The sequence below is a fragment of the Brevibacterium sp. SMBL_HHYL_HB1 genome (genome assembly GCF_018208375.1).
GTDB classification, from domain to species: domain Bacteria; phylum Actinomycetota; class Actinomycetes; order Actinomycetales; family Brevibacteriaceae; genus Brevibacterium; species Brevibacterium intestinavium.
Genome location: NZ_CP062936.1, coordinates 826,762 through 852,079, shown reverse-complemented (window position 1 = coordinate 852,079; position 25,318 = coordinate 826,762). Strand labels below are relative to the sequence as shown.

Sequence of the window (25,318 nt, the reverse complement as noted above, 5' to 3'; positions counted from 1 at the left end):
CCCGCCGGGCGGGGCGCAGGCGACTTGCGCGAGGAGGTCATCGGCTCTCGGACTCGCCCGCGAGCTGGATGAAGTGGATCGCGGTCTCGCCGAAGGTCTTCGCCCGGAAGATCTCGAGGCCTGCGGGCATCGTCGGCTCGGGCGAGCGCGCGGCGCGTTCGACGATGACGATCGATTCCATGTCGAGATGGCCGGCCAGTCTGCTCAGGATCTGCGTGACCGCATCCTCGCCGAGCGGATAGGGCGGGTCCATGAACACGATGTCGAAGGTCCGCGCCTCGGGGTCCTCCGGTTCCGGCAGGCCGGACAGGTACTGGAGCACGTCACTGGCGTGGACGTCGGCCGAGTGGTCGAGCCCGAGCTTGTCCGCATTGGCCCGCAGGGAGCGGATCGAGGACAGTGAGGAATCGACGAAGTCGACCTGCGCGGCTCCCCGCGACATGGCTTCGAAGCCGAGTCCCCCGGATCCGGCGAAGAGGTCGAGGACGTTCGCGGCCGGCAGGACCCCGTAGCCGTCGAGCATGGAGAACAGGGACTCCTTGACCCGGTCGGCCGTCGGTCGGGTGTTCGCCCCGGACGGGGAGTTCAGCCTCGCGCCCTTGTGGGCTCCGGCGATGATTCTCATGAGTGCCTCCTCAGCCGGCTTCGATGAAGTGGGCGTCGTCTGCGGGCAGGACGCGTCGGATGAAGGCGCGCAGGGCGGGCACGGCTTCGAGTTCGGGGTCGACCGCGACGATGTGCTCGGCGATCTTCTTCGCCTCGGCCACGATGTGCGAATCGCGCAGGATCGACAGGTGCCGCAGCGAGGACCCGCCCCACTGCGAGGCGCTGAGCACATCGCCCTCGCCTCGGGAGTCGAGGTCGTATTCGGCCAGTTCGAACCCGTCGAGCGTGGCGGCCACGGCCTGCAGCCGGCCATAGCTGTCATTGGACTCGCTCAGCTCGGTGAGCAGGAAGCAGGTGGCCGGGCTGCCGTCGCGGCCGACTCGCCCGCGCAGCTGGTGGAGTTGGGCGACGCCGAAGTTCTCGGCTTCGACGATGACCATCATCGTCGCCCGGGGCACATCGACGCCGACCTCGATGACGGTCGTCGAGACGAGGATCTCGATCTGCCCGGACACGAAATCCGCGAGCACCCTGTCCTTCTCCGCCGTCGACATCCGCCCGTGCAGCAGCCCGAATCTGCGCTCGGACAGCTCCGGGGACTCGCGCAGCTTCTGACTGATCTCCTCGATGCCCTGCTTCTGGCCGATCACGGAACCGGATTCGGGATCCTCGACGTCCATCGGTTCGATCCGGGGGAAGACGACGAAGACCCCGCGCCCCGCCTCGGCGGTCTGGTCCATCAGCTGCCGCACCCGGGCGTACCAGGTGGGCTGGTCGACGATCGGCACGACGTGGGTGGCGATGTTCTTCGACCCTGCGGGCATCTCGGTCAGGGTTGACACGTCGAGATCGGCGAAGACCGTCATCGCCACCGTGCGCGGAATCGGCGTCGCCGACATCACGAGCGTGTGCGGAGTGTTCATCCCGCCCTTGGCCCGCATCGCCTCCCGCTGCTCGACTCCGAAGCGGTGCTGTTCGTCGACGACGATGAGGCCGAGGTTCTCGAACATCGTCGACTCCGACAGCAGCGCGTGCGTGCCGACGACGATGTCGATGTTGCCGGTGGCCAGGTCTAGAGCGAGCTCGCGGCGCTCCCGGGCCGGCATCGACCCGGTCATCAGCGCCACCGTCACCTGGTCGTCACCGGCCAGCAGCGGAGACAGCGCCATCTGCTCGCCGAGGAGGCGCTCGATGGAGTGGAAGTGCTGAGTCGCGAGCACTTCGGTGGGGGCGAGCATCGCGGCCTGGGCGCCCGAGTCGACGGCCGTGAGCATGGCCCGCAGGGCGACGACGGTCTTGCCCGAGCCGACGTCTCCGTGGAGGAGGCGGTGCATGGGCGCGGAACCGGCCAGATCCGCGGCGATCTCCTCGCCGACCGCAGTCTGGGAGGCGGTGAGCTCAAACGGCAGGGACTGATCGAAGCGGCGGCTCTTCGGTCCCACTTCCAGCAGCGTAGGCGCCTGCAGCTGGGAGTAGGTGGCCTTGCGTGAGGCGAACTCGGTCTGCAGCGCCAGCGCCTCCTCCCACTTCCACCGCAGTCGGGCCCGTTCGACGTCCTCGATCCGGCGCGGTCTGTGCATGTCCTCGAATGCGGTCCGCAGATCCGGCAGCCCGAACTGCTCACGCATGCCCTTCGGCAGCGGGTCGTCGAACTGTTCGGATCCGGCCACCCGCAGCAGGGTCTTGATCGCATTCCACAGTCGGGACTGGGCGATGCCCTTGACCACCGGGTAGATCGGGAACGGGGAGTTGAGGTCGTCGGGCGTCCACTCGTGGTCGTCCTCGGTGCGGTTGAGCCACACCGGTGAGCTCAGGGTCAGCTGCCCGCGGTAGGACTCGACCTTCCCGCCGAAGACGACGGTCAGTCCGGGAGTGAGCAGCCCGTCGAGCCAGTGCTGGTTGAAGAACGCGATCTTCATCGACTGCTGGCCGTCGTGGACGATGACCTCGGTGATGGTCCCCTTCCGCTGCTTCATCCGCCGGGTGCCCACCTTGATCACCTCGGCCTGGATGATCGCCGTCTCCCCCAGCGGCAGCTCTCCGAGCCGAGTGCTTTCCCCGGGCACGAGGTAGCGGCGGGGGAAGAACCGGAACAGGTCGGCCACCGAGTGCACTCCGCGCTTGGCCAGGGCGTTGCGGTCCTTCTTGCTGAAATTGTCTTCGAGCCGGGTCGTCATTCGACCCCCATGATGACGAGCACGCCGGGGTCCCTGGAGTCGAAGTCCTGGAAGTGGACGCTGTCGTGGGACTTCGCGATCCACTCCTGCAGCCGGTCGAGGACCTCGGGGGCGCAGTCGGGTCCGTGGACGACGGTCAGCAGCTCTCCCCCGGCGCCGAGCAGTCGGTCGGCGAGCTTCTCGACCAGGGTGGTCAGCTCCGTGCTCTGGGTCTTCGGTTTGCCTTCGATGTACACGCGGTAGAACTGGGCCGGATGCGCTGCCGCCGCGGCGGCCACGGCACTGTCCATGCCCTCCTCGACGATCGGCAGGACCCCGGTGGGCGGGTCCGTGGCGAGCTGCTCGGCCGAGAGGATGGTGCCCACCCGGGTGCCGGCGGCGGCTTCGCTCATGTCCGCGAAGATCTCCGTCGCCGGGGCGAAGGGATCGTAGACGGCCAGCGCCGACAGCAGAGTCGCGACATTGCGCGAGCGCACGACCTGCGCCCTGCCGGACTCGGCCGGTTCCCCGCCGGTGACCGCCCGCAGACCGAACAGCGCCCGCAGCGCCGAGGTGGAGCTGGGCACGATGATGACCTCGCGGTCCTCGGCCGCGATGATCTCGCCGACAGTGGCCACGAGGTCCTCACCTCCCGGGGCGAGCGCGGTGGCCCCGTTGAGGGCGGAGTGCATGAGCAGTCCCGTGCCCTGGACGACGGCGATGAGCTTCGTCTCCCCCTCGTCCTCGTGCAGGCGCAGATCCTCCACGTCCAGGCGCACGATCCCCAACGCGCCGAGGTTGTCGAGAACGACGGCGGCGGCCGTTTCGTCGTCGACGTGGACGTGGACCTTGCGATCGTTGATCACGATCGATCTCCCGCCCAGCCGGTCGAGTTCGGCGGCGAGTCCGTCCGGGGCGGCGGCCGACAGTATGGCGACGATCTCGAGCTCCTCGGCCCGGGCTTCGTGGATGATCTTCGGGGCGCGGGAGACCTCGGTGAGCATCGACTCCTGCGGGGTGCGGCCGGTGACGGTGACGTAGAGGAGGTCGAAGAGTTCGACGATCCCGGTCGATCCGGCGTCGACGACCTCGGCCTCGCGCAGCGCGGTGAGCTGACCGGTGGTCTCGCGCAGGGCCGACCGCGATCGTTCGCGCACGGCGGCGATGACCTCGAGCAGGTCCGCTCCGGCTTCGGCGCGTTCCCGGGCCTCGCCGGCCATGGCGTAGAGGACCGTGAGCATGGTCCCGTCGACGGGGCGGGCAACGGCGGCCCGGGCCCGGTCCGAGGCGGTCTCGAGGGCGGTGGCCATGGCATCGGCGGTGGCCACGGTGACCCCGGCCAGGGCGTCGGCGACTCCTTGGAGGGCCACGGCGAGGATGAGCCCGGAGTTGCCGCGGGCCCCTCGACCGGCTCCGTCGGCCAGCGCCCCGACGACCTGCGGCAGGGTGACGGGACCGGTGAGCTGCTCGACGGCCAGATAGGCCGACCGCAGAGTGTGGTACATGTTCGTGCCGGTGTCGCCGTCGGGCACGGGGAAGACATTGAGTTCGTCGATCTCGGTCCGCTCTCGGCGCAGCCGGTCGACCGCTCGGCGAGCCCAGCGGGCGGCCAGACGACCGTTGAGGCTGATGGCGTTGCTCATGTCACTTCCCGAAATGGCTGAAACCGCTCGTCGGCACGGGTGTGCCGTCGAGGCTGACGTCGTGACCGGTGCGGACCTCACCGATCCTCCGCCAGCCTACTCCAGGCTCGGCCGAGTCGGCCGCAGCGGCGACGAAGCCGTGGTCCTCTCCCCCGTCGAGGACCCAGCCCAGCGCGACCTCCTCCGGGGTCCGGGCAGCCTCGCCGGTCGCTGCCGCGCTCCCGCTGCCGACTGCCGCACCTCCACCGCCGGCGGCTGCAGACCGGGCCAGGTGCCTGGCCGCGGGCAGCAGCGGGTCGATGAGCTCCTGCAGGCCTGCGCGGTCGAGGTCAATGCCCACCCCCGAGGCGGCGGCGATCCGGCCGAGGTCCGTGCTCAGGCCGTCGGAGACGTCGATCATCGCCGAGGCGGCCGTCAGCCTGAGCATCGCCGCATAGTCGGGCCGTGGGGCCAGTTGGGTCTCGATGAGTGCAGCGAGCTCGGGGGCGGCGGTCTCCGGTCGCAGCCCGGCGAAGAGCAGCTCGAGCCCGGCAGCGGCCCGTCCCACGGTCCCGGCCAGATACAGACCGTCACCGGTCCGGGCCCCCGAGCGCAGGATCGCCGGTCCCGCACCGAGGGCGCCTGCCTCACCGGTCCCCTCTTCCACGGTGCCCAGCGCGGTGATCGCGACGACGACGAGGCCCGAGGATGAGAGGTCACCGCCGATGATCGGCACCTGGCAGCCGAGTTCGGCCCCGGCCCGCCCCGCCTCGGCGAGGATTCCCGTGAACAGGGCCTCGAGGTCGGCGATACGGGTGTCATCGGGCAGGGCCAGCGACACCAGCAGACCGTGCGGCTTCGCCCCCATGGCGCAGAGGTCGGCGAGGTTCTGCGCCGCGGCCTTGCGACCCAGCAGCGACCAGTCCACCCAGTCGCGGGTGAAGTCCTCGTTCTCGACGAGCATGTCCGCCGTGGACACGAGCCTGCCGGCCGGCGCTGTCACGGCCGCATCGTCGCCGGGGCCGACGATCACGTGAGCGGCGTCGCGATGATGGGCCAGGATGCGGTCAAGGACGTGTGATTCGCCAAGTTCGGACAGTCGGGTCATAGCTCAAGGTTATCGGGCGTTACGGTAGTCGTATGAGATCTCGCCGTGCCTCGACGCGCCGCCGTGCGCGCCCGCGCCAACGCGCTCTGCCTGTGGTCGCCATTGCCGCCGTGCTGGCAGGGGTGAGTCTGGCCGGCTGCGCCCGCACCGTGATCGTCGAACCAGCCCAGGATGCGGCGAACCCGGAGTGCGCGGACATCATGCTCACTCTGCCCGATGAGATCGCCGGTGAGCAGGCCCGCCGGACGTCGTCGCAGGGCACGAAGGCGTGGGGCGATCCGAGCATCGCGGTGCTGCGCTGCGGCGTCACTCCGCCCGGGCCCACGACCGATCGGTGTGTGAGTGTGTCCGGGGTCGATTGGATCTCGAGACCGGCCGATGACGATGATTCGACCTGGGCGTTCACCAGCTACGGGCGCACGCCCGCCGTCGAGGTGCTCGTCGACCGCAGGGCCGAGTCCGGCAATGACGTGCTGGCCGCGATCTCTCCGGCACTGGCCAAGATCGAACCCGAGGCCGAATGCGTCGGCGCCGAGGACGCCGAGGGCTGATCTGTCCCGCCCGGGCCGGTCTCAGTTCGCGCGAGCGTGATCGACCAGGGCGATGGAGATGAGCTCGCCGATGAGTTCGGAGTACTCGAGCCCGGACTTGGCCCACATGTACGGATACGCCGAGGTGGGGGTGAACCCGGGCAGAGTGTTGAGTTCGTTGATGAGCACCTCGCCGGTGTCGGTGACGAAGGTGTCGACACGGGCCAGACCGGTGCAGTCGAAGAGGCGGAACACCGAGGCGGCCAGTTCCTGAACGCGCGCCGTCGTGGCCTCGTCGAGCGCGGCCGGGCAGGTCACCTCGGCGTCGGCGAGGTCGAGGTACTTCGCGTCGAAGTCATAGAACGCGTGATCCCCGCTCACGCTGATCTCGCCCGGAGACGAGGTGCGCAGGCGCATATCGTGCAGCGAACCGAGCACGGCGCACTCGACCTCGCGGCCGATGACCTGCGGCTCGACGATGACCTTGGAGTCGTGGGCGAAGGCCTTCTGCAGGGCCGCCTCGAGGCCACCGGCCTCGGCGACCCGACTCACGCCCATCGAGGAGCCGGCGCGGGCGGGTTTGACGAACACGGGCAGGCCGAGTTCGGCCACGCGGGCTTCGACCCCGGCACGATCCGTGCCCCACATCGTCTCGGTCACCAGCTCCCAGGGGCAGGTGGGGATGCCGGCCTGGGCCATGAGCGACTTCGTATAGTGCTTGTCCATGCTCGCGGCCGAGGAGAACACGCCGGAGCCGACGAAGGCGGTGTCGCTGAGTTCGAACAGTCCCTGCACGGTCCCGTCCTCGCCGAAGCGCCCGTGCAGGAGCGGGAAGTAGACGTCGACGGCGCCGAGCGAGGTGAAGTTGCCCTCGGCGTCCCGGTGCAGAAGCGGTGCCCCGTCGGCCGAGAGGGTCGGGATCACCTCGGTGCCGTTGTCGGTGACCTCGGGCATGTCCTGCGGGTCGAACCGCATGCTCGCCCAGTCCTCGACGATCCGCCACACGCCGGTCTTCGTGATGCCGATCGGCAAAACGTCGTAAGCGTTGGCATCGATGGCTCCGATCAGACCGGCCGCGGTGACGCAGCTGACGGAATGCTCGCTCGATCGGCCGCCGAATAGGACTGCGACGAGGGGCCGGTGATCGTTGTCTGCCATGAGTTTCCTTGCTGTGTGATGCTCCCGCGAACTGGGACCGGACACGGGGTGCGCACCGACGGGCGAGTGCGCGGACTGAAGAACTCTAGCTCACTTGACCTCGTAGGTGCACTCCAGCCACGCCCGTCCGATGCCCTTGAAGAACATGTTGAATCCGGCGAAGGCGGGTGAGGCTGATTCGTCGAGGCCCAGGGGTTCGGCCAGGGCGGTGACGATGAAGAAGTAGCGGTGGGGTCCGTGACCGGCCGGTGGGGCGGCACCGACGAAACGGGGTTCGCCGGCGTCGTTGCGCAGGGTCACGGCTCCCGACGGCAGCAGATCGGCGGACGGGTCCCCGGCATTGGTCTCAAGGCTCGTCGTGGCCGCATCGAGGTCGGTCACGACCCAGTGCCAGAAGCCCGATCCGGTCGGGGCGTCGGGGTCGTAGCAGGTCACGGCGAAGGCCTTGGTATCGTCGGGGAAGCCCGACCAGCTCAGCTGCGGTGACTTGTCCTCACCGCCGTCGATGCCCATCGCGCCCGAGAGCTGCGGCCCGCTGAGCACCTGCCCGTCGGAGATGTCGGTGCTGGTCAGGGTGAAGGTGGGGAGTTCGGGAAGATTGAAGAACGGTGAGTTGGCGCTCATATGTGCTCCTTAAACCGGGGGCCCTTCGTGCTTACGCTTCCGAGACAACAGCAAAGCCGCGAGTTCGTCAACCCTGAGCCGATCGGACAGGACCGCGCACACGGCCTCGGTGATCGGCAGGTCGACATCGTATCTGCGGCCCAGCGCGAGCACGGCCGGGGCGGACTTCACGCCCTCGGCCGTCTGCGAGGTGTGTTCGATGACGTCCTCGAGGCTCATCCCCTCGCCGAGGTGGCGGCCGAAGGTGCGATTGCGCGACAGCGGTGAGGCGCAGGTGGCGACGAGGTCGCCGAGCCCGGCGAGCCCGGACAGGGTGTGCGCCTCGGCGCCCATGGCCGCGGCCAGGCGGGAGGTCTCGGCCAATCCGCGGGTGATGATCGAGGCCTTCGAGTTGTCGCCGAGCCGCTGTCCGTCGGCGATGCCCACGGACAGGGCGATGATGTTCTTGATCGCCCCGCCGATCTCGACGCCGACGACGTCGGTGTTCGTGTACGGACGGAAGTAGGCGTTCGCGCAGATCTCGGCGACCGCCTCGGCGGTGGCGATGTCGGAGGAGGCGACCACGGTGGCGGTGGGCTGGCGGTCGGCGATCTCCCGGGCGAGGTTCGGGCCGGAGACGACGGCGATCTGTTTCGGATCGACCTCAGCGACCTCGGCGATGACCTCGGACATGCGCTTGCCGGTCTCGACCTCGATGCCCTTCATCAGGCTCACGAGCCGGACCCCGGGCGCCAGATGCGGCTTCCACCGCGAGAGGTTCTCACGCAGGGTCTGCGCGGGCACGGCCAGGACGATGACCTCGGCGTCGGTGATCGCGTCGATGTCGTCATCGGTGGCGCTCAGGCCCTCGGGCAGGACCCGATCGCCGAGGTAGCGCTCATTGGTGTGGGAGGCGTTGATCTCCGCGGCGACCTCGGACCGCCGGGCCCAGAGGGTGACGGGGAATCCGGCGTCGGCGATGACCGCGGCATAGGTCGTGCCCCACGAACCCGCACCGAGGACGGCAATCCTGGGCTGACTCATTCGCCAGTCTCCTTCTCTTCGAAACGCTCCGGCAGCTCACGCCCGGACAGTTCGGAGACCATCCGGGCGATCGTCTTCTTCAGCCGTTTGGACAGCTGCCCCATGGTCGACTTGTCGTCCCGACGGGCCCACAGATCCGAATAGTCCAGCGGTGGCCCGAAGACCACGGTCGAGTTGTGGCTGAAGGGACGGAAGCGCAGGCGCTTGCTTCCGCGAGGAAAGATCGTGTTCAGCCCCCAGTGGGCGGCGGGGATGATCGGGGCTCCGGTCTCCAGGGCCAGCCTGGCGGTGCCGGTCTTGAAGTGCTGTGGCCACATCTGCGGGTCCTTCGTCAGCGTGCCCTCGGGATAGATGACGACGGTCTGTCCCTTGGCCAGGGCCTGTTTCGCATAGGCCAGGGAGTCTCCGGCCTGCGCCGAGGCGCGCAGCACCGGGATCTGTCCGATGCGTTTGAGGATGATGCCGAGGACCCCGGAGAAGAGCGAGGACTTCGCGAGGAAATGCGGCATCCGGCCGTTGCGCTTGAGTGCCAGCCCCACGAGGATCGGGTCGAGGTGGTTCGCGTGGTAAGCCGCGACGATGATGCCCGTGCCCTTCGGGGGCAGATGCTCGACCCCGTGCACGCTCATCCGGGTGGTCGTGCGCATGAGCCCGTAGGCCGCGACGGCAGCGACCGTGCCCGCCCGGTTCTGCGAGCGTACCGAGGCGGGGTCGAAGGCGACGAGTTCCCGGTCGCTCGAGTTCGGTTCGGTGACCGCGCTCATGCGGACACCTCGGCGCCGAGGCCGGAGAGTTTGTCGAGGAAGTTCTCATAGCCGCGGTTGATCAGTTCGATGCCGTGGACCTCGCTCGTGCCCTGGGCGGCCAAGGCGGCGATGAGGTGGCTGAAGCCGCCGCGCAGGTCCGGCACGTCGATGCGGGTGCCCTTGAGTGCGGTGGGTCCGGCGATCACGGCCGAGTGCAGGTAGTTGCGGCGGCCGAAGCGGCACGGGGTGCCACCGAGGCATTCGCGGTAGAGCTGGATCTTCGCTCCCATCGAGCGCAGCGCGTCGGTGAAGCCGAAGCGGTTCTCGTACACGGTCTCGTGGATGATCGACAGTCCCTCGGCCTGGGTCATCGCCACCACCAGGGGCTGCTGCCAGTCGGTCATGAAGCCCGGGTGGACGTCGGTCTCGAGCGCGAAGGACCGGAGTCTGCCCCCGGGGTGGCGGAAGCGGATGCCGGACTCCTGGACGTCGAACTCGCCGCCGATCTTGCGGAAGATGTTGAGGAAGGTGATGAGTTCGGGCTGGCTGGCCCCGGCGACGAAGATGTCTCCTCCGGTGGCCAGCGCCGCCGAGGCCCAGGAAGCGGTCTCATTGCGGTCGGGCAGGGCGCGGTGGATGAATCCGCGCAGGGTTTCGACGCCTTCGATGCGGACGACTCGGTCGGTGTCGACGGTGATGATCGCGCCCATCTTCTGCAGCAGCGCGATGAGATCCATGATCTCGGGTTCGATCGCGGCACCCCGCAGTTCGGTCACGCCTTCGGCCCGAACCGCCGTCAGCAGCACCTGTTCGGTGGCGCCGACCGAGGGGTAGGGCAGTTCGACCTTCGTGCCCTGCAGCCGGCTTCCGGCCTTGAGCATGATGCCGCCGGGGGTCTTGACGACCTCGGCGCCGAACTGGCGGAGGACGTCGAGGTGGAAGTTGATGGGTCGGTCCCCGATGTGGCAGCCGCCGAGGTCGGGGATGAAGGCCTGCCCGAGACTGTGCAGCAGCGGCCCGCAGAAGAGGATCGGGATCCGGGAGGAGCCGGCGTGGGCGTCGATATCGACGATGGAGCCCTGTGCCACATCGGCGGGATCGAGGTGGAGCTCACCATCGGGCTGGTCGCCGTCGGGGGCGGAGCTGACGCGCACGCCGTGGAGTTCGAGCAGTCCGGTGACGATCTCGACGTCGCGGATCTTGGGCACGCCGCGGAGCACGGATGGGGTCTCTCCCAGCAGGGAGGCGACCATCGCCTTGGGCACCAGATTCTTGGCGCCGCGGACTCGGACGGTGCCGTCCAGCGGATTGCCCCCACGTACTTCGAGCATGTTCCTCCCTGATTCCGACCTGCGAATCCGAATGCCGACACCCGGAGACGGTGCCCGAACTGTCGTCGAAGCACCGTCCTAGACTATCGCAGACGACGGTCTGCCATCGATTCGCCGGGGCGGCCCGCAGTGAGCGGGGAACGCACCGCGCGCGGGTGCGGCCCCGCCTCGGCGGGGGTGTCAGACCTTCGCCGGCAGGGTCTTCGGTTTGAACGCGAAGCGGGAGGACTCGTAGGCGACGATGTCATCCTCCTTGGCCAGGGTGAGGCTGATGTCGTCGTGGCCTTCGAGCAGGCGCCAGCGCGTGTAGTCGTCGATCTGGAAGGACACGGTGACCGAATCGCAGGTCACGGTCTTCTCGTTCAGGTCGACGGTGATCGACGTGCCCGGATGGTTCTCGAGGATCTTCCAGATCAGCTCGATGTCGTCCTGTTCCAGCTGGGCGGCCAGCAGCCCCTCCTTGCCGGAGTTGCCGCGGAAGATGTCGCCGAAGCGCGAGGACAGAACGACCCGGAAGCCGTAGTCCTTGAGCGCCCAGACGGCATGTTCGCGGGAGGACCCGGTGCCGAAGTCGGGTCCGGCCACGAGCACGGAGCCGGCCGCGTAGTCCGGGTCGTTGAGCACGAAGTCGTCATTGGACCGCCACCGGTAGAACAGGGCGTCTTCGAACCCGGTGCGGGTGACCCGCTTGAGGAACTTCGCGGGGATGATCTGGTCGGTGTCGATGTTCGATCGGCGCAGAGGAACGCCGATGCCGGTGTGATTGCTGAAAGCTTCCATGGCTCGTGCTCCTTCTTCAGTCGTTGGCCGAGACCGGCGTCAGGGTCAGTGAGAGGGGGTCGTCGGCCCATTCGACGGGTTCGGCGTCCCGCGGCAGGTCGGCGACATCGGCCGGTGAGGACAGCGTCCCGCGCACCGCGGTGGCCGCGGCCACGAGCGGGGACACGAGATGGGTGCGCCCGCCCTTGCCCTGGCGGCCCTCGAAGTTGCGGTTCGAGGTCGAGGCGCAGCGTTCGCCCTCGCCCAGCTGGTCGGGGTTCATCCCCAGGCACATCGAGCAGCCGGCGAAGCGCCATTCGCCGCCGAAGTCCTTGAAGATCCGGTCGAGGCCTTCGTCCTCGGCCTGCAGGCGGACCTTCGCGGAACCGGGCACGACCATGAAGCGGACGTTCTCGGCCTTCTTGCGTCCGCGGATGATCTCGGCCGCGGCGCGCAGGTCCTCGATCCGGGAGTTCGTGCAGGAGCCGAGGAAGACGGTGTCGACTTCGATCTCGCGCAGCGGGGTGCCCGGGGTCAGGCCCATATAGGCCAGGGCGTTGGCCGCGGCGGCCTTGTCGTTCTCATCAGGGAAGTCATCGGGGCTGGGCACCGAGGCCGACAGGGGCAGACCCTGACCGGGATTGGTCCCCCACGTGACGAACGGTTCGATGTCCGCGGCCTCGAGGACGACCTCGGCGTCGAATTCCGCGTCCTCGTCGGTGTACAGGGTCTTCCAGTACTCGACCGCGGCGTCCCAGTCCTCACCCTCCGGGGCGTGCGGGCGGCCCTTGACGTACTCGAAGGTCGTCTCATCGGGGGCGACCATTCCGGCGCGCGCCCCGGCTTCGATCGACATATTGCAGATCGTCATGCGTGCCTCCATGGACAGCTGACGGATCGCCTGGCCGCGGTATTCGAGCACGTAGCCCTGACCGCCTCCCGTGCCGATCTTCGCGATGATGGCGAGGATGATGTCCTTCGCGCTCGATCCTTCCGGCAGGTCCCCGTCGACGGTGATCGACATCGTCTTGAACGGTTTGATGCTCAGGGTCTGAGTGGCGAGCACGTGTTCGACCTCGGAGGTGCCGATGCCGAAGGCGAGCGCACCGAAGGCCCCGTGGGTGGAGGTGTGCGAGTCGCCGCAGACGACGGTCGTGCCCGGCTGGGTCAGGCCCAGCTGGGGTCCCACGACGTGGACGATGCCCTGATCGGCGTCGCCGAGGCTGTGCAGACGGATGCCGAATTCCTCCGCGTTCTTGCGCAGGGTCTCGATCTGCGTGGCCGAGGTGGGTTCGGCGATCGGCTTGTCGATGTCCCAGGTCGGGGTGTTGTGGTCCTCGGTGGCGATCGTGAGGTCGGGGCGGCGCACGGGGCGCTCGGCGAGTCGGAGTCCGTCGAACGCCTGCGGGCTCGTGACCTCGTGGACGAGGTGGAGGTCGATGTAGATGAGGTCCGGCGCACCGTCTTCACCTCGTGAGACGACGTGATCGGCCCAGACCTTCTCGGCCAATGTGCGTGGCATGGTTCCTCCCGCCGGTACGGGGATCTCCCGTACCCGATGTAGACCTGACGCCCCGAGGTCGGCGCGTCTGTGAACTTCAGATTGACGCACTGGAGTGAGTGCGTAGTGTGAATCTACTCGCCTGTATCGCATTTCGAACTTGCATCTCGCACACTGAGACACGCACAATGGTGTCTATGACAAGCAATGGTAGCGGCGTCGGAGTCATCGACAAGGCCGCAATGGTTCTCTCCGCACTTGAGGCCGGCCCCGCCTCTCTCGCCGAACTGGTGACGCTGACCGGACTGGCACGCCCCACTGCCCATCGCCTGGCCGTGGCCCTCGAATTCCATCGCATCGTCGGCCGCGACCTCCAGGGACGCTTCGTCCTGGGGCCGCGCCTGGCCGAGCTGTCCTCGGCCGCCGGCGAAGACCGCCTGCTGGCTGCCGCCGGCCCGGTCCTCGGGCAGCTGCGCGACCAGACGGGCGAATCGGCCCAGCTCTTCCGTCGCCAGGGCGATCTGCGCCTGTGCGTGGCCGCGGCCGAGCGGCCCGTGGGCCTGCGCGACTCCGTGCCGATCGGCGCGACCCTGTCCATGCGCGCCGGATCCGCCGCTCAGGTGCTCTTGGCCTGGGAGGAGCCCGACCGCCTGCACACCGGTCTGCGCGGGGCCCGTTTCTCAGCGACCATGCTCTCAGGCGTCCGTCGCCGAGGCTGGGCCCAGTCGATCGCCGAGCGCGAGCGCGGCGTCGCCTCGGTCTCGGCCCCTGTGCGGGGGCCGAGCAACCGCGTGGTCGCGGCGGTGTCGATCTCCGGACCGGTCGATCGACTCACCCGCCAGCCCGGGCGCCTGCACGCGAAGTCCGTCATCGACGCCGCCAGGACACTGACCGAAGCACTCGTGCGCGGCTGACCGGAGCACTCGTGCGCGGCTTCCCGAATCCCTCGGGCGCGGGCCCTCGCCGCACCTGCTCGCGGCCGCCCGTGCGCGTCATCCTCGCGGCCGCACTACGCATCATCGCTTCTGTAGCATGGCCCTATGATCGCCGCCCAGAGACGCAATATCATCGTCGAAACGATCGAACGAGACGGCGCCGTGTCCATCACCGCCTTGTCCGAGAGGCTCAAGACCTCGGCCGTGACGATTCGCCGCGACCTCGACCAGCTGGCCGATGAGGGTCGGCTCGTCCGCACCCACGGCGGCGCCCTGCTGGCCTCGAGCGCACGGGAGTCCAGCTATGCGGAGAAGCTCGAGCAGGCTCTGGCCGAGAAGACCGCGATCGCCCGCGCCGCGGCGAAACGAGTGCGCAATGGCGACGTCGTCGCCCTCGGTCCGGGGACGACGACCGAACTGCTGGCCAAGGAGCTCGTCACCCGTTCGGGACTGCGCGTGGTGACGAACTCGCTCCTCGTCGCCGAGGCCATGGTCTCGGCGCCCGAGAACGAGGTCATCGTCGTCGGCGGCACCCTCAGACACTCCATCCGGGCATTCGTCGGCGGCGGCACCGTCGCCCAACTTCTCGGCCTGCGCGCCGACACCGCTTTCCTCTCCGGCAACGGACTGGCCGCGGACTTCGGCCTGTCGACACCGGCCTTCCCCGTCGCCGACACGGACCGGGCCATGGCCACAGGCGCCGGCCGGGTCATCGCCCTGGTCGACCATACGAAGATCGGACGCCGTTCGTCCGTGCTCACAGTCCCGACCGACGACATCCAGCACCTGATCACGGATTCGAAGAGCGAGAAGAAGCAGCTGGACGCCCTGCGTGAAGCCGGGGTCGAGGTCGACGCGGTCTGAAGCCTCGACCACACCTTCTGTCCGAATTCTGTCCGACACGCGCCCGCTGAGCGACACACATGCCCTGTCCGATACGCGCGCCCTGTCCCGCGCGCCGTGCCCCGCGTGCCGTTTCCGACACACGCCTCGTTCCTGAGCGGAACTAGTCTGTCAGCTGAGTTCCATATGGCTTTCTGCTGAAAGGCTCTTGTCCCTTTCCTGAGCGTGTCATGGCGAAACGATCAAAACTTTTCATGAACGATCACTAGCGATCAGCCGCTCAGTGATCTAAAGTGTCGGACTGAGGTGGTTCACACCACAACGAACCATTCACCGAAGCTGTTGGAGGAACTGTGGAAGACATCCGCCTGGACGCCCAGTGGATCGATTATCTGCTGATCGCGATCTACTTCATCTTCGTCCTGGGAATCGGCTGGTTCGCCAAACGACGCGTGTCCTCGAGTATTGAGTTCCTCCTCTCCGGACGGAGCCTTCCTGCTTGGGTGACGGCTCTGGCCTTCGTCTCGGCCAACCTCGGCGCCGTGGAGATCATGGGCATGTCGGCGACCGGCGCCCAGTACGGCATGCCGACGATGCACTACTTCTGGATCGGCGCGGTCCCGGCGATGCTCTTCCTCGGCGTCGTCATGATGCCCTTCTACTACGGTTCGAAGGTCCGATCGGTCCCGGAGTTCATGCGCAGACGCTTCGGCACCGGTGCCCACCTGGTCAACGCGCTGTCGTTCGCCATCGCGCAGATCCTCATCGCCGGCGTCAACCTCTTCCTGCTCGGCACGATCGTCAACCGTCTGCTGGGCTGGCCGCTGTGGATCGCCCTCGTCGTGGCCGCCGCCATCGTCCTGTCCTACATCACCCTCGGCGGACTCACCGCGGCGATCTACAACGAGGTGCTGCAGTTCTTCGTCATCGTCGCAGCGCTTCTGCCGCTGACGCTCATCGGCCTCCACCGCGTCGGCGGCTGGGAAGGCCTCGTGGACAAGGTCAGCAACGACGGGATGCTCGGCGCCGAGCAGCTGAGCAGCTGGCCGGGTGAGCAGCTCTCCGGCTTCGATAACCCCGTGCTCTCGGTCATCGGAATCGTCTTCGGTCTCGGCTTCGTGCTCTCCTTCGGCTACTGGACGACGAACTTCGTCGAGGTCCAGCGAGCCATGGCCTCGAAGAGCATCAACGCCGCGCGGCTGACACCGATCCTCGGTGCCTTCCCGAAGATGCTCATCCCCTTCATCGTCGTCGTCCCGGGCATGATCGCAGCGGTGCTCGTGACCAAGATGACCGAGTTCAAACAGATCGAGTCCACCATCGGTGAGACCAGCGCACAGGCTCAGACGGGTGTGACGTACAACGATGCGCTCCTGCTGCTCATGCGCGAGGTGCTGCCCAACGGTCTGCTCGGCGTCGCGATCGCCGGCCTGCTCGCGGCCTTCATGGCCGGAATGGCCGCCAACATCTCCGCCTTCAACACGGTCTTCAGCTACGACCTGTGGCAGCAGTACGTGGTCAAGGACCGAGAGGACGGCTACTACCTCAAGGTCGGTCGCTACGCCACGGTCGGCGCCTGTGTCGTCGCGATCTTCACCGCGCTCATCGCCGGCAACTTCTCCAACCTGATGGACTACCTGCAGACGCTGTTCGGCTTCTTCAACGCACCGCTGTTCGCCACGTTCATCCTCGGCATGTTCTGGAAGCGCATGAGCGCGACCGCCGGTTGGGTCGGCCTGGTCGGCGGCACGCTCTCGGCCGTCGTCGTCTTCGTCCTCGCCGAGACCGGCGTGCTCGACCTGCCCGGCCAGGGTGCGGCGTTCCTCGCCGCCAGCACGGCCTTCGTCGTCGACATCGTCCTCTCGGTCATCGTCACCTACCGCACTGCGCCGAAGCCCGCCCATGCGCTGCGCGGACTCGTCTACTCGGAGACTCCGAAGGCCGACTTCGAGGACCTCGGTGAGCCGAAGCCGCCGGTCTGGAAGCGGCCGGTGCCGATCGCCGGTGTCGCACTGTTACTGGTCATCATCCTCAACGTGACCTTCGGGTGAAGGAGCTAGTGAGAACAATGAACGAAACGAACGAGCAGCCCCAGACGGCAGGCGCCTTCGACATCCGCAATTTCATCGGCGTGCTGCTGGCGATCTTCGGGATCATCCTCGTGTTCGCCGGCCTCGTCGGCTTCACCCCCGACGAGGCGCGACGGACCGGCGGAATCGATGCGAACCTCTGGACCGGGATCGGTCTCATCGTCGCAGCGATCGTCTTCATCGGCTGGGCCAAGGTGCGCCCGCTGCGCATCGACGATACGCCGAGCGTCGAACCCGAAGGCCCCGGGGAGACCGGCGGCACCGGCAGCTGAGCCGGCTCTCTCACACCCGAGCGGCTCCTGCCCGAGCGAGCTTCGGGGCATGAACGTCCTGATGCGGCCGCGGCACCTGAGGTGTCGCGGCTGCATTCGCGCGGTGACGGCCCGTATCCGTGCCGTGGTCGCCGCATTCGTGCCGCGGCGACCGCGTTCGTGCCGTGGTCGCCGCGGTCAGTCGATTCTGCTCGCGCCCGTCCCGGCGCTGACGGCGAAGACGTCGGGTGTGCGGTAGCCACGAGCCGCGAAGGCCGCGATGACGGCGTCGCCGACACGATCGGCATCGGCTGCGTCGATGAGCGCGATCGCCGATCCCCCGAATCCGCCGCCGATCATCCGTGCCCCGATCGCCCCGGCCTCCATCGCCGCTTCGACGGCGGTGTCGAGTTCGGGACACGAGACCTCATAGTCCTCGGCGAGCGAAGCATGCGAGGCCAGGAGGAGCTCAGCGATCCCCCGGATCCTGTGGCCCGCCTGACCGCCGGAGCCTTCCAGATGGTCGACGGTGGTCCGGACGCGAGCGTTCTCGTTGAACACGTGCCGTACCCGTTTCCGCTGCTCATCGGTGAGCGGACCGAGGTCGACTGCCTCGTCGAGCTCACGCAGACTCTCGACGCCGAAGATCCCGGCGGCTTCCTCACAGCTGCGCCGCCGGTCACCGTAGCCGCTTTCGCTGTGGGAGTGGGACACCCGGGTGTCGATGACCAGCAGTCGCAGTCCCTCGGCGTCGAGGTCGAAGGGGATCTGCCGAGTCCTGAGGTCGCGGCAGTCGAGGAAGAGCGCATGACCGGCCTCGGTCATGATGGAGGCGGCCTGGTCGACGATTCCGGTCGGCGCTCCGACGAAGTCGTTCTCTGCCCGTTGTGTCAGCAGCACCTTCTCCCGGTCGTTCAGGCCGAGATCGAAGACCTCGTCGAGAGCGATGAGAACAGCCACTTCGAGAGCATGCGAGGACGACAGCCCGGCTCCGACGGGCACGGTCGATTCGACGTAGAGGTCGACGCCGCCGACCATCGTGCCCGTCGTCTTGGCGATCTCATCGACGACTCCTGCCGGATGGCTGAGCCACCCCCGCATCTGCCCGGGCACGAGCTCGGCGGCCGTGAACTGGCCGGACAGCCGCTCGCCGGAGTCGTCGCGGTGATCGGAGACGATCCGGATGCTCTGCGGACTCCGAGGCGGGGCCGCGGTCGCGGGCCGATCCTGCTCTTCGTCGACGCGTCGATCCTGCGGGCGTCGGCCGATGGCCACGTGGACGGCCCTGTCGATGGCGATCGGCAGGACGAGCCCGTTGTTGTAGTCCGTGTGCTCGCCGATGAGGTTGACGCGCCCGGGGGCGCGGAAGCAGGCCTGCGGCGAATAGCCGAAGGTCGTTGCGAATTCCTCGGCCAGCCTCGCCGCCGTCGGTGCGGATGCCGCGTTCATCGGCTCTCCTGCCCGGGTCTCGCCCATTCATGGTCGGGTGTCGGCCGCCCATGTTCAGAGGTCGGTCGGACCGAGCCGGGCGCGGGACTGACTGCGCGCAGTCTCGCCGCGGTCTCTTCCGCCGAGACGTCACCGACGAAGGCGCCCATGGCCGCTTCGGATCCTGCGAGGAACTTGAGCTTGTTCTCGGCTCGTCTGGGGCTGGTGATCTCAAGGTGCATCCACTCGGCCGAACGGTCGGGGCAGTTGACCGGTGCCTGGTGCCAGGCGGCGATATAGGGAGTGGGGCTCGGGTAGAGGCCGTCGATGCGCTGCAGGACCTCGGGGTAGATCCGAGCCAGGTCGTCGCGTTCGGCTTCGTCGAGTTCGTTGAGCCCGGTCACCTGGCGATGGGGGACGATGTGGACCTCGATCGGCCAGCGTGCGGCGAAGGGCACGAAGGCGGAGAAGTGCTCGGATTCGACGACCATCCGCTCCCCCGCCTCGCGTTCGAAGGCAAGGACGTCTGCCATCAGCGGCCTGCCGGTGACGCGCCGATGCCGCTGCGCGCGAGCCGTCGTGATCGCGGTGTGCGGGGTGACATACGGATAAGCATAGATCTGTCCGTGCGGATGGTTCATCGTCACGCCGATCTCCTCACCGCGGTTCTCGAACACGAAGACCTGTTCGATGCCCGGCAGCGCCGACAGTTCGGCACTGCGGTGGGCCCAGGCGTCGATGACGGTGCGGGCACGCGCCGGGCCGAGTTCGGCGAAGGATCCCTCGTGCTCGGAGGAGAAGACGACGACTTCGCACCGACCGAATCCGGGGGCCGTCAGCGCGGACGCCCCACCTTCGCCCGGTGCCTCCTCGGGGGCAGCGGCAGGGACGTCTCCGAGGCCGGGCCCGAGCGAGGGGAACCGGTTCTCGAAGACGACGACGTCGAAGTCTGCGGCCGGAATCTCGGTGGGTCGCCCGTCCGCGAACGGGCACAGCGGACATTCGGCTGCGGCGGGCAGGTGGGTCCGCGTCTGACGGTGCGTGGCCACAGCCACCCATTCCCCGGTGAGCACGTCGAAGCGAAGTGTCCCGCTGTCGGGCCGGGGTTCGACGGGGCGGGGATCGTCGACGACCGCCGGGGCCGGCGAGTCCGGATCCTGGAAGAACAGAACCTCACGGCCATCGGACAACGACGTCCGGTGTTGTGGCGATGTCATCAGACCTCCCAAAAGTGAGCATTTTCGATCATAATGCTAACATCTGGCGGCCCCCGCGCGGGCGATCGGCGTAGAATATCGGAAACCGCTTCCCCACTGCCACCGACTTCGGAAAGACCCATGGCCGCCAGCATCGAACTCGCCTGCGAAGGGGCCTCTGCGCTCATCAGCCCCACCGGCGCGAGCCTGCGGAGCCTCACCGTCGACGATCGCCCGGTCGTGGTCTCGGTCGGCGCCTTCGACGGCGCGGTGCTGGCCCCCTGGCCCAATCGGATCGCCGAGGGGCGTTTCGTCTTCGACGGCAGCGTCCATCGGCTGCCGATCACCGAGCCCGAACGTGCCACGGCCCTGCACGGGCTCGTCGCCGACTCCGACTGGACGGTGCTCGAGAAGAGCGAGTCCTCGGTGAGGCTCGAATTCGCTCTGGAGCCGACACCCGGGTACCCGTTCTCGTTCGCACTCGAGGTGGAGTACCGCCTTCACGACGATGGCCTGCAGATCAGCGCCGAAGCCCGCAACAGGGGATCGAGACGAGCGCCGTTCGGCTTCGGCTTCCACCCGTGGCTGGCCCCGGGTGCTGGCGCTGCTCCGGCCGGGACCGTCGACGATGCCCAACTGGTCATCCCCGCCGAGACCTGGGTCGACACCGATGAGCGACTCATCCCGACCGAATTCCGCCCGTTCGACGACGGCACGGTGATCCCCGCCGACCACGTCGTCGATGGCTCCGCCTGCATCGTCTGCAAGGACTTCCGGGGGCTGCGCACGATCGGCGGCATGGTCCTCGATGACGCCTACTCCACGCCCAGGCGCGGAGACGACGGTTGGTCGCGAGCGCGGCTGAGGGGCTCCGATGACCGCGAGATCGTCATCGGCATGGGGCCGGGATTCCGAACCTGGCAGGTATGCACCGGCGACGATCTCGAGTCGGTTCGGGCCCGACAGGCGATCGCGATCGAGCCGATGACCTGCCCGCCGAACGCCTTCGCCTCCGGGACCGAGGGAGACGATTTCGACGTCGTCGAGCCCGGCGGAAGACTTGCCGTCGAGTGGAGCGTCTCTCTGCTGCCGGACAGCGCAGGCTGAGCCGTCGCTTCGAGTCTGCTTCCAAGATGACAGCCGACCTTCCTCGCCAAAGGGTGCCCTGATAAGTTGCGGATACAGGCAGATTGCCAGTGACTGCATTCCAATCGCGAGAGGACGATCATGTCGACACCGCAGAACCCGAACGAGCCGGACAACGGTCACACCCAGGATCAGAACGACAACCACGACCCGAGCCGCGGCGAACACGGCCAGGATCAGCCGACAGCGCAGGAACAGGCAGCGGGGGAGCAGGCTGCGCGAGAGCAGGCCGCACACGAACAGGCGGCGCAGGAGCAGTCAGCGCAGGCCGGCTACCAACAGGGCACCTATGACCCGAACGCCTATTCCTCCTACCAGCCGGGTGCCGACCAGTCCGCCTCGCATCAGCAGGCCGCTGATCAGCCCGGCTACAGCCAGGGTCAAACAGCGCAGAACGTCGGCTACGGCCAGCCCGGGGGCTACTCCCAGCCCGACGGCTACAGCCAGCCCGGTGCCTACTCGCAGCCGGCGGGAGCCTACTCTCAGCCCGGTGCCTATTCTCAGCCCGGCGCGGGCTACCCGCAGGGCTACGCGCAGCCCGGATACGGTCAGCCCCAGACGGGCGAGAAGGGCTTCTTCAAATCGCTGTTCGACTTCCGCTTCGACAACTTCATCGCGGTCAAGTGGTCGGGCTTCATCTACATCATCGCGATCGTCGTAGCTGTGCTGTCCTACCTCGGTACGATCATCGCCGGCATCAGCACGGGCATTGCGGCCGGTTCCGCCGCGAGCTACTTCACCGACGGACCGAGCTTCAGCGTGCTGCCGCTGATCCTGTCGATCCTATTCGGTTGGATCATCCCGGCGCTGTGGGTCATCGCGGTCCGCCTCGTGCTCGAGCTCATCGTGTCCAACATCAAGACCGCCCAGCACACGAAGAGGATCGCGGACTCCGTCTCCCGCTGAGGCCCTTGACGCCGAGAGCTCGGTCTGCGACAGAAAGCTCGAGATGCACCCAGAGCTGTCTGTCGCAGATGGGGCTGTCGGCGGATCTGCCGCGCAGAGAGCCTGTGAATTAGAGCGAGCCCCACATCGACATCGCGATGCAGGGCCCCACCGTACCCCCGAGCAGATTCGAACTGCCGTTACCGCCTTGAGAGGGCGGCGTCCTAGGCCACTAGACGACGGGGGCTTAGGAACAACTCACCTGGAGTCACCTCCGGATGCTGTCCGCTGGGCTACCAGGACTCGAACCTAGACTAAATGAACCAGAATCACTCGTGCTGCCAATTACACCATAGCCCAATGTTTTTCAAGGTCATCCCCGTGGAGATTTCCCTGAGCAACGAGATATAACTCTACACAAGCACCCCGCCCGACGACAAATCCCAGAGGCTCATTTTCGATGTGACCTTCTTAACATCATGGGCCGGGGCCGACAACGCCTCTGACCAGCAGGGCAGACGCCCGCGCGCCCAGCGCAGGCTGCCGGCGCCGTCGGCCGACCGACCACGCCACCGCTCAACCGCGTGCGAGGCCGATGAGGCGGTCGAGGACCCGGTAGCCGTCGGCGCGCAGTCCGTTGTGCTCGTACTCGTTCGTCACCCACGGCTTCACCCCGGACAGGTGCTCGACAGTGGCCAGCGAATGCTCCACCGGCACATAGGCGTCGTCGAAGTAGACCGCGGCCGCCCCACGAACATCAGCGGCCTCGAGTGCCGCGACATCGTAGAGCCGCGGCCACTGCTGCGCGGCCACGAGCTCGGCCACCTCGGCGAAGGGAGTCAGCTCGGGGTCCTCATGCACCGATTCGGGCCCGGCATGCTCTCCGGCCAGCAGCGTGAAGTCCTCGCGGACCTCATCGGGCATCGCCCTCCGGGCCGCCCAGTTCGTCACCGCGCCATCGGCCCAGCAGGACTCGTGGATGATCGCGTAGAGGGGATTACGTCCCGAGAACGGCAGCGCCGCTGCCAGGTCGTGCCGGAACGCCGCCGAGGCGGGGTCCAGGTCGAGCAGATAGTGCAGCTTCTCCGGCCCGTCGGAGGTCCCGAGGAAGTGCCCGAGCAGGCGCACGCGCTCGGCCGTGGCCCGCGCTCCTCCGGGCAGGGCGAGGCCCTCACCTGTGCCGGCGAGTTCGGCCAGGCGGCGCATCTTCTCCCGGTCGCCGGGGAATGCGCGGTAGTGCGCCTCGGATTTGCCGATCATCCCCTGCCAGGTGCGCGCGTAGACGGTGGCAGGGTCGACTCCGATCGCCGGCAGTCCCCCGGTGAAGTAGACCTCTCTGAGTGAGGACGCATGCTCGCTGACATAGCGCAGCGCGGTGAAACCGCCGAAGGACTGCCCCAGCAGCGACCAGGTGTCCGCGCCGAGGTGGCCGCGCAGGATCTCCGCGTCCTCGACGATCGAATCGGCCCGGAAGCAGGCGAGCGCCTCGGCGATGGCGGAGGCGTCCTCACCGACGGATTCGAGACCGGTGATGGCACCGGCCGTCGAGCCGATCGGGTTCGACCGACCGGTCCCGCGCTGATCGAGCATGACGACTTGGAAGTCCGCGAGCGCACGCGCGAGCCAGGTGTCGGCGCCCACCGGAGTGACCGGGCGCGGGGCCTCGACACCCGGCCCGCCCTGCAGGAAGACGAGGTAGGGCTTGTCGCTGTTCGCCTCGGTGGAGATGATGCGAGCGAACACGCTGAGTGTATCCGGCACGCTCACCTACGCACGCCCGAAGTGGTCGAAGGCCGCCGCGAAGGTCACATCCCGGAAGTGCAGTCCCCCGCGGGTCCAGTTCGTCTCCTCCATGCCGCTCACAGCTGTGCGGCCAGGGCCCTGAGCCGGTTCAGCGAGGAGTCCTTGCCGAGGATCTCCATCGACTCGAACAGCGGCGGGGAGACCTTGCGGCCGGACACGGCCACGCGCAGCGGCCCGTAGGCCAGACGCGGTTTGATCTCCATATCGGTCACGAGCTTCGCCGACAGCACCTCTTCGAGCTTGGCCGTCGTCCACTCCTCGAGTCCTTCGAGGACCGCGAGTGAGGCGGCGAGCACCTCGGGGGCCGAGTCCTTGAGCGTCTTCAGCCCGTCCTCGGCCATGACCAGGTCCTCATCGGAGGTGAACAGGAAGGCCAGCAGGTCGGGGGCCTCACCGAGCAGCTTCATCCGGGTCTGGACCAGCGGTGCCGCCTGGTCGAGGACGGACAGCTGAGCGTCCGTCGGTTCGGCCGGCAGCACCTCGGCGGCCTGGAGGTAGGGCACCAGGCGGTCACGGAAGTCGTCGAGTTCGAGCAGGCGGATGTGGTCGGCGTTGATGGCGGTGGCCTTCTTCACATCGAAGCGGGCCGGGTTGGGCAGGACATCGCGGATGTCGAAGGCCTCGGTGAACTCCTCGACGCTGAAGACGTCGCGGTCGGGTGCGATCGACCAGCCCAGCAGCGCGAGGTAGTTGATCAGCCCTTCGGGGATGAAGCCGTTGTCGCGGTGGAGGAACAGGTTCGACTCGGGATCGCGCTTCGACAGCTTCTTGTTCCCGGCCCCCATGACGTAGGGCAGGTGACCGAACTCGGGGGTCGCCTCGGCGACGCCGATGGCCTTGAGGTGCTCGTAGAGGGCGATCTGGCGCGGGGTCGAGGACAGGATGTCCTCACCGCGCAGCACATGGGTGATGCCCATGAGCGCATCGTCGACGGGGTTGACCAGGGTGTACAGCGGCTGGCCATTCGCACGGACGACGACGTAGTCGGGCACGCTGCCGGCCTTGAACGTGATCTCTCCGCGGACGAGGTCGGTGAAGGTGATGTCCTCATCGGGCATGCGCACCCGCCAGACGGGTTCGCGGCCCTCGGCGCGGAAGGCGGCCTTCTGCTCCTCGCTCAGATCGCGGTCGTAGCCGTCGTAGCCGAGCTTCGGATCGCGGCCGGCGGCCCGGTGGCGGGCCTCGACCTCTTCGTTCGTCGAATAGGACTCGTAGATGTGGCCGCCGGCCTTGAGCTTGTCGATGACCTCGGCGTAGATCTCACTGCGCTGGGACTGACGGTAGGGTCCGTTGTCCCCGCCGACCTCGATGCCCTCGTCCCAGTCCAGGCCCAGCCATTTCAGGGCCTCGACGACCTGGCCGAAGCTCTCCTCGGAGTCCCGTGCGGCGTCGGTGTCCTCGATCCGGAAGACGAACTTCCCACCGGTGTGCTTGGCGTAGGCCCAGTTGAACAGGGCCGTGCGGACCATGCCGACGTGCGGGGTGCCGGTGGGTGATGGGCAGAAACGAACTTTGACGCTCACGATTGTCCTTCTGTGGTGTGTGCTGTGTGAGTCTGTGGTGCGCGGTGGCGCGGG

Annotated in this window: 22 protein-coding genes and 2 tRNA genes; 7 read left to right on the top strand and 17 right to left on the bottom strand. The window is 67.8% G+C overall.

The features are described from left to right. Positions 1-37: 37 nt before the first annotated feature. From rsmD to IG171_RS04030, 4 genes are read right to left on the bottom strand one after another with little or no spacing between them, the layout of a single operon-like run. Positions 38-625, bottom strand: a complete 588-nt coding sequence (rsmD, locus tag IG171_RS04045; RefSeq protein ID WP_212130058.1) for a 16S rRNA (guanine(966)-N(2))-methyltransferase RsmD — start codon at positions 623-625, stop codon at positions 38-40. Between the two features lie 10 nt (positions 626-635). Continuing rightward, complete coding sequence (locus IG171_RS04040; RefSeq protein WP_212130057.1) at positions 636-2,783, bottom strand: ATP-dependent DNA helicase RecG; 2,148 nt, start codon at positions 2,781-2,783, stop codon at positions 636-638. Further along, positions 2,780-4,405, bottom strand: coding sequence for a DAK2 domain-containing protein (locus tag IG171_RS04035; protein ID WP_212130056.1), 1,626 nt, complete (start codon positions 4,403-4,405; stop codon positions 2,780-2,782). Before IG171_RS04035 ends, IG171_RS04040 begins: the two co-directional genes overlap by 4 nt. A gap of 1 nt (position 4,406) precedes the next feature. Beyond that, positions 4,407-5,492 (bottom strand): thiamine-monophosphate kinase, encoded by a 1,086-nt coding sequence (locus tag IG171_RS04030; protein ID WP_212130055.1) that lies wholly within the window; start codon positions 5,490-5,492, stop codon positions 4,407-4,409. Between the two features lie 32 nt (positions 5,493-5,524). Between IG171_RS04030 and IG171_RS04025 the strand changes: the two genes are divergently transcribed. Further along, positions 5,525-6,043: a DUF3515 domain-containing protein gene (locus tag IG171_RS04025; RefSeq protein ID WP_212130054.1), complete on the top strand. Its 519-nt coding sequence runs from the start codon at positions 5,525-5,527 to the stop codon at positions 6,041-6,043. Positions 6,044-6,064: 21 nt separating this feature from the next. Here the strand turns inward: IG171_RS04025 and IG171_RS04020 are convergent, their stop codons facing one another. The 7 genes from IG171_RS04020 to leuC form a co-directional block, all read right to left on the bottom strand. After that, positions 6,065-7,180, bottom strand: a complete 1,116-nt coding sequence (locus IG171_RS04020) for a D-alanine--D-alanine ligase family protein (protein WP_212130053.1) — start codon at positions 7,178-7,180, stop codon at positions 6,065-6,067. A 90-nt stretch (positions 7,181-7,270) separates the two neighbouring features. Further along, positions 7,271-7,804, bottom strand: coding sequence for a YbhB/YbcL family Raf kinase inhibitor-like protein (locus IG171_RS04015; RefSeq protein WP_212130052.1), 534 nt, complete (start codon positions 7,802-7,804; stop codon positions 7,271-7,273). A 9-nt stretch (positions 7,805-7,813) separates the two neighbouring features. Next, the gene (locus IG171_RS04010) at positions 7,814-8,827 is read right to left on the bottom strand and encodes an NAD(P)H-dependent glycerol-3-phosphate dehydrogenase (protein WP_212130050.1); all 1,014 of its coding nucleotides are present in this window, start codon (positions 8,825-8,827) and stop codon (positions 7,814-7,816) included. Then, positions 8,824-9,591: a lysophospholipid acyltransferase family protein gene (locus tag IG171_RS04005; RefSeq protein ID WP_212130048.1), complete on the bottom strand. Its 768-nt coding sequence runs from the start codon at positions 9,589-9,591 to the stop codon at positions 8,824-8,826. Before IG171_RS04005 ends, IG171_RS04010 begins: the two co-directional genes overlap by 4 nt. Next, positions 9,588-10,904 carry a UDP-N-acetylglucosamine 1-carboxyvinyltransferase gene (gene murA / locus IG171_RS04000; protein ID WP_212130046.1) on the bottom strand — a complete coding sequence of 439 codons (1,317 nt, stop codon included), beginning with the start codon at positions 10,902-10,904 and terminating at the stop codon, positions 9,588-9,590. The genes IG171_RS04005 and murA overlap by 4 nt, the downstream gene beginning before the upstream one ends. 180 nt (positions 10,905-11,084) lie before the next feature. Then, positions 11,085-11,684, bottom strand: coding sequence for a 3-isopropylmalate dehydratase small subunit (gene leuD / locus IG171_RS03995; protein WP_212130044.1), 600 nt, complete (start codon positions 11,682-11,684; stop codon positions 11,085-11,087). Positions 11,685-11,700: 16 nt separating this feature from the next. Next, positions 11,701-13,185: a 3-isopropylmalate dehydratase large subunit gene (leuC, locus tag IG171_RS03990; RefSeq protein ID WP_212130042.1), complete on the bottom strand. Its 1,485-nt coding sequence runs from the start codon at positions 13,183-13,185 to the stop codon at positions 11,701-11,703. 176 nt (positions 13,186-13,361) lie between these two features. Between leuC and IG171_RS03985 the strand changes: the two genes are divergently transcribed. From IG171_RS03985 to IG171_RS03970, 4 genes are all read left to right on the top strand, one after another. Beyond that, positions 13,362-14,078, top strand: a complete 717-nt coding sequence (locus IG171_RS03985) for an IclR family transcriptional regulator (RefSeq protein WP_166972796.1) — start codon at positions 13,362-13,364, stop codon at positions 14,076-14,078. A 126-nt stretch (positions 14,079-14,204) separates the two neighbouring features. Continuing rightward, the gene (locus tag IG171_RS03980) at positions 14,205-14,963 is read left to right on the top strand and encodes a DeoR/GlpR family DNA-binding transcription regulator (protein ID WP_212130040.1); all 759 of its coding nucleotides are present in this window, start codon (positions 14,205-14,207) and stop codon (positions 14,961-14,963) included. Between the two features lie 332 nt (positions 14,964-15,295). Next, positions 15,296-16,993, top strand: a complete 1,698-nt coding sequence (locus IG171_RS03975; protein ID WP_212130038.1) for a sodium:solute symporter family protein — start codon at positions 15,296-15,298, stop codon at positions 16,991-16,993. 17 nt (positions 16,994-17,010) lie between these two features. After that, positions 17,011-17,304, top strand: a complete 294-nt coding sequence (locus IG171_RS03970; RefSeq protein ID WP_212130036.1) for a hypothetical protein — start codon at positions 17,011-17,013, stop codon at positions 17,302-17,304. Between the two features lie 177 nt (positions 17,305-17,481). Here IG171_RS03970 and galK read toward each other — a convergent pair whose 3' ends face one another. Together galK and galT are read right to left on the bottom strand one after the other, a co-directional pair. Next, complete coding sequence (galK, locus tag IG171_RS03965; protein WP_212130034.1) at positions 17,482-18,732, bottom strand: galactokinase; 1,251 nt, start codon at positions 18,730-18,732, stop codon at positions 17,482-17,484. Next, positions 18,729-19,928 (bottom strand): galactose-1-phosphate uridylyltransferase, encoded by a 1,200-nt coding sequence (galT, locus tag IG171_RS03960; RefSeq protein WP_212130032.1) that lies wholly within the window; start codon positions 19,926-19,928, stop codon positions 18,729-18,731. The genes galK and galT overlap by 4 nt, the downstream gene beginning before the upstream one ends. A gap of 120 nt (positions 19,929-20,048) precedes the next feature. Between galT and IG171_RS03955 the strand changes: the two genes are divergently transcribed. Next, the gene (locus tag IG171_RS03955; RefSeq protein ID WP_212130030.1) at positions 20,049-21,014 is read left to right on the top strand and encodes an aldose 1-epimerase family protein; all 966 of its coding nucleotides are present in this window, start codon (positions 20,049-20,051) and stop codon (positions 21,012-21,014) included. 120 nt (positions 21,015-21,134) lie between these two features. Then, complete coding sequence (locus IG171_RS03950; protein WP_212130028.1) at positions 21,135-21,959, top strand: DUF4282 domain-containing protein; 825 nt, start codon at positions 21,135-21,137, stop codon at positions 21,957-21,959. Between the two features lie 153 nt (positions 21,960-22,112). On the opposite strand, the gene IG171_RS03945 is transcribed toward IG171_RS03950, so the two are convergent. From IG171_RS03945 to gltX, 4 genes are all read right to left on the bottom strand, one after another. Then, positions 22,113-22,185, bottom strand: a tRNA-Glu gene (locus IG171_RS03945). 41 nt (positions 22,186-22,226) lie between these two features. Next, a tRNA-Gln gene (locus tag IG171_RS03940) sits at positions 22,227-22,298 on the bottom strand. 216 nt (positions 22,299-22,514) lie between these two features. Next, positions 22,515-23,699: an alpha/beta fold hydrolase gene (locus tag IG171_RS03935; RefSeq protein WP_349252138.1), complete on the bottom strand. Its 1,185-nt coding sequence runs from the start codon at positions 23,697-23,699 to the stop codon at positions 22,515-22,517. A gap of 98 nt (positions 23,700-23,797) precedes the next feature. Then, the gene (gene gltX / locus IG171_RS03930; RefSeq protein WP_212130026.1) at positions 23,798-25,264 is read right to left on the bottom strand and encodes a glutamate--tRNA ligase; all 1,467 of its coding nucleotides are present in this window, start codon (positions 25,262-25,264) and stop codon (positions 23,798-23,800) included. Positions 25,265-25,318: the final 54 nt, after the last annotated feature.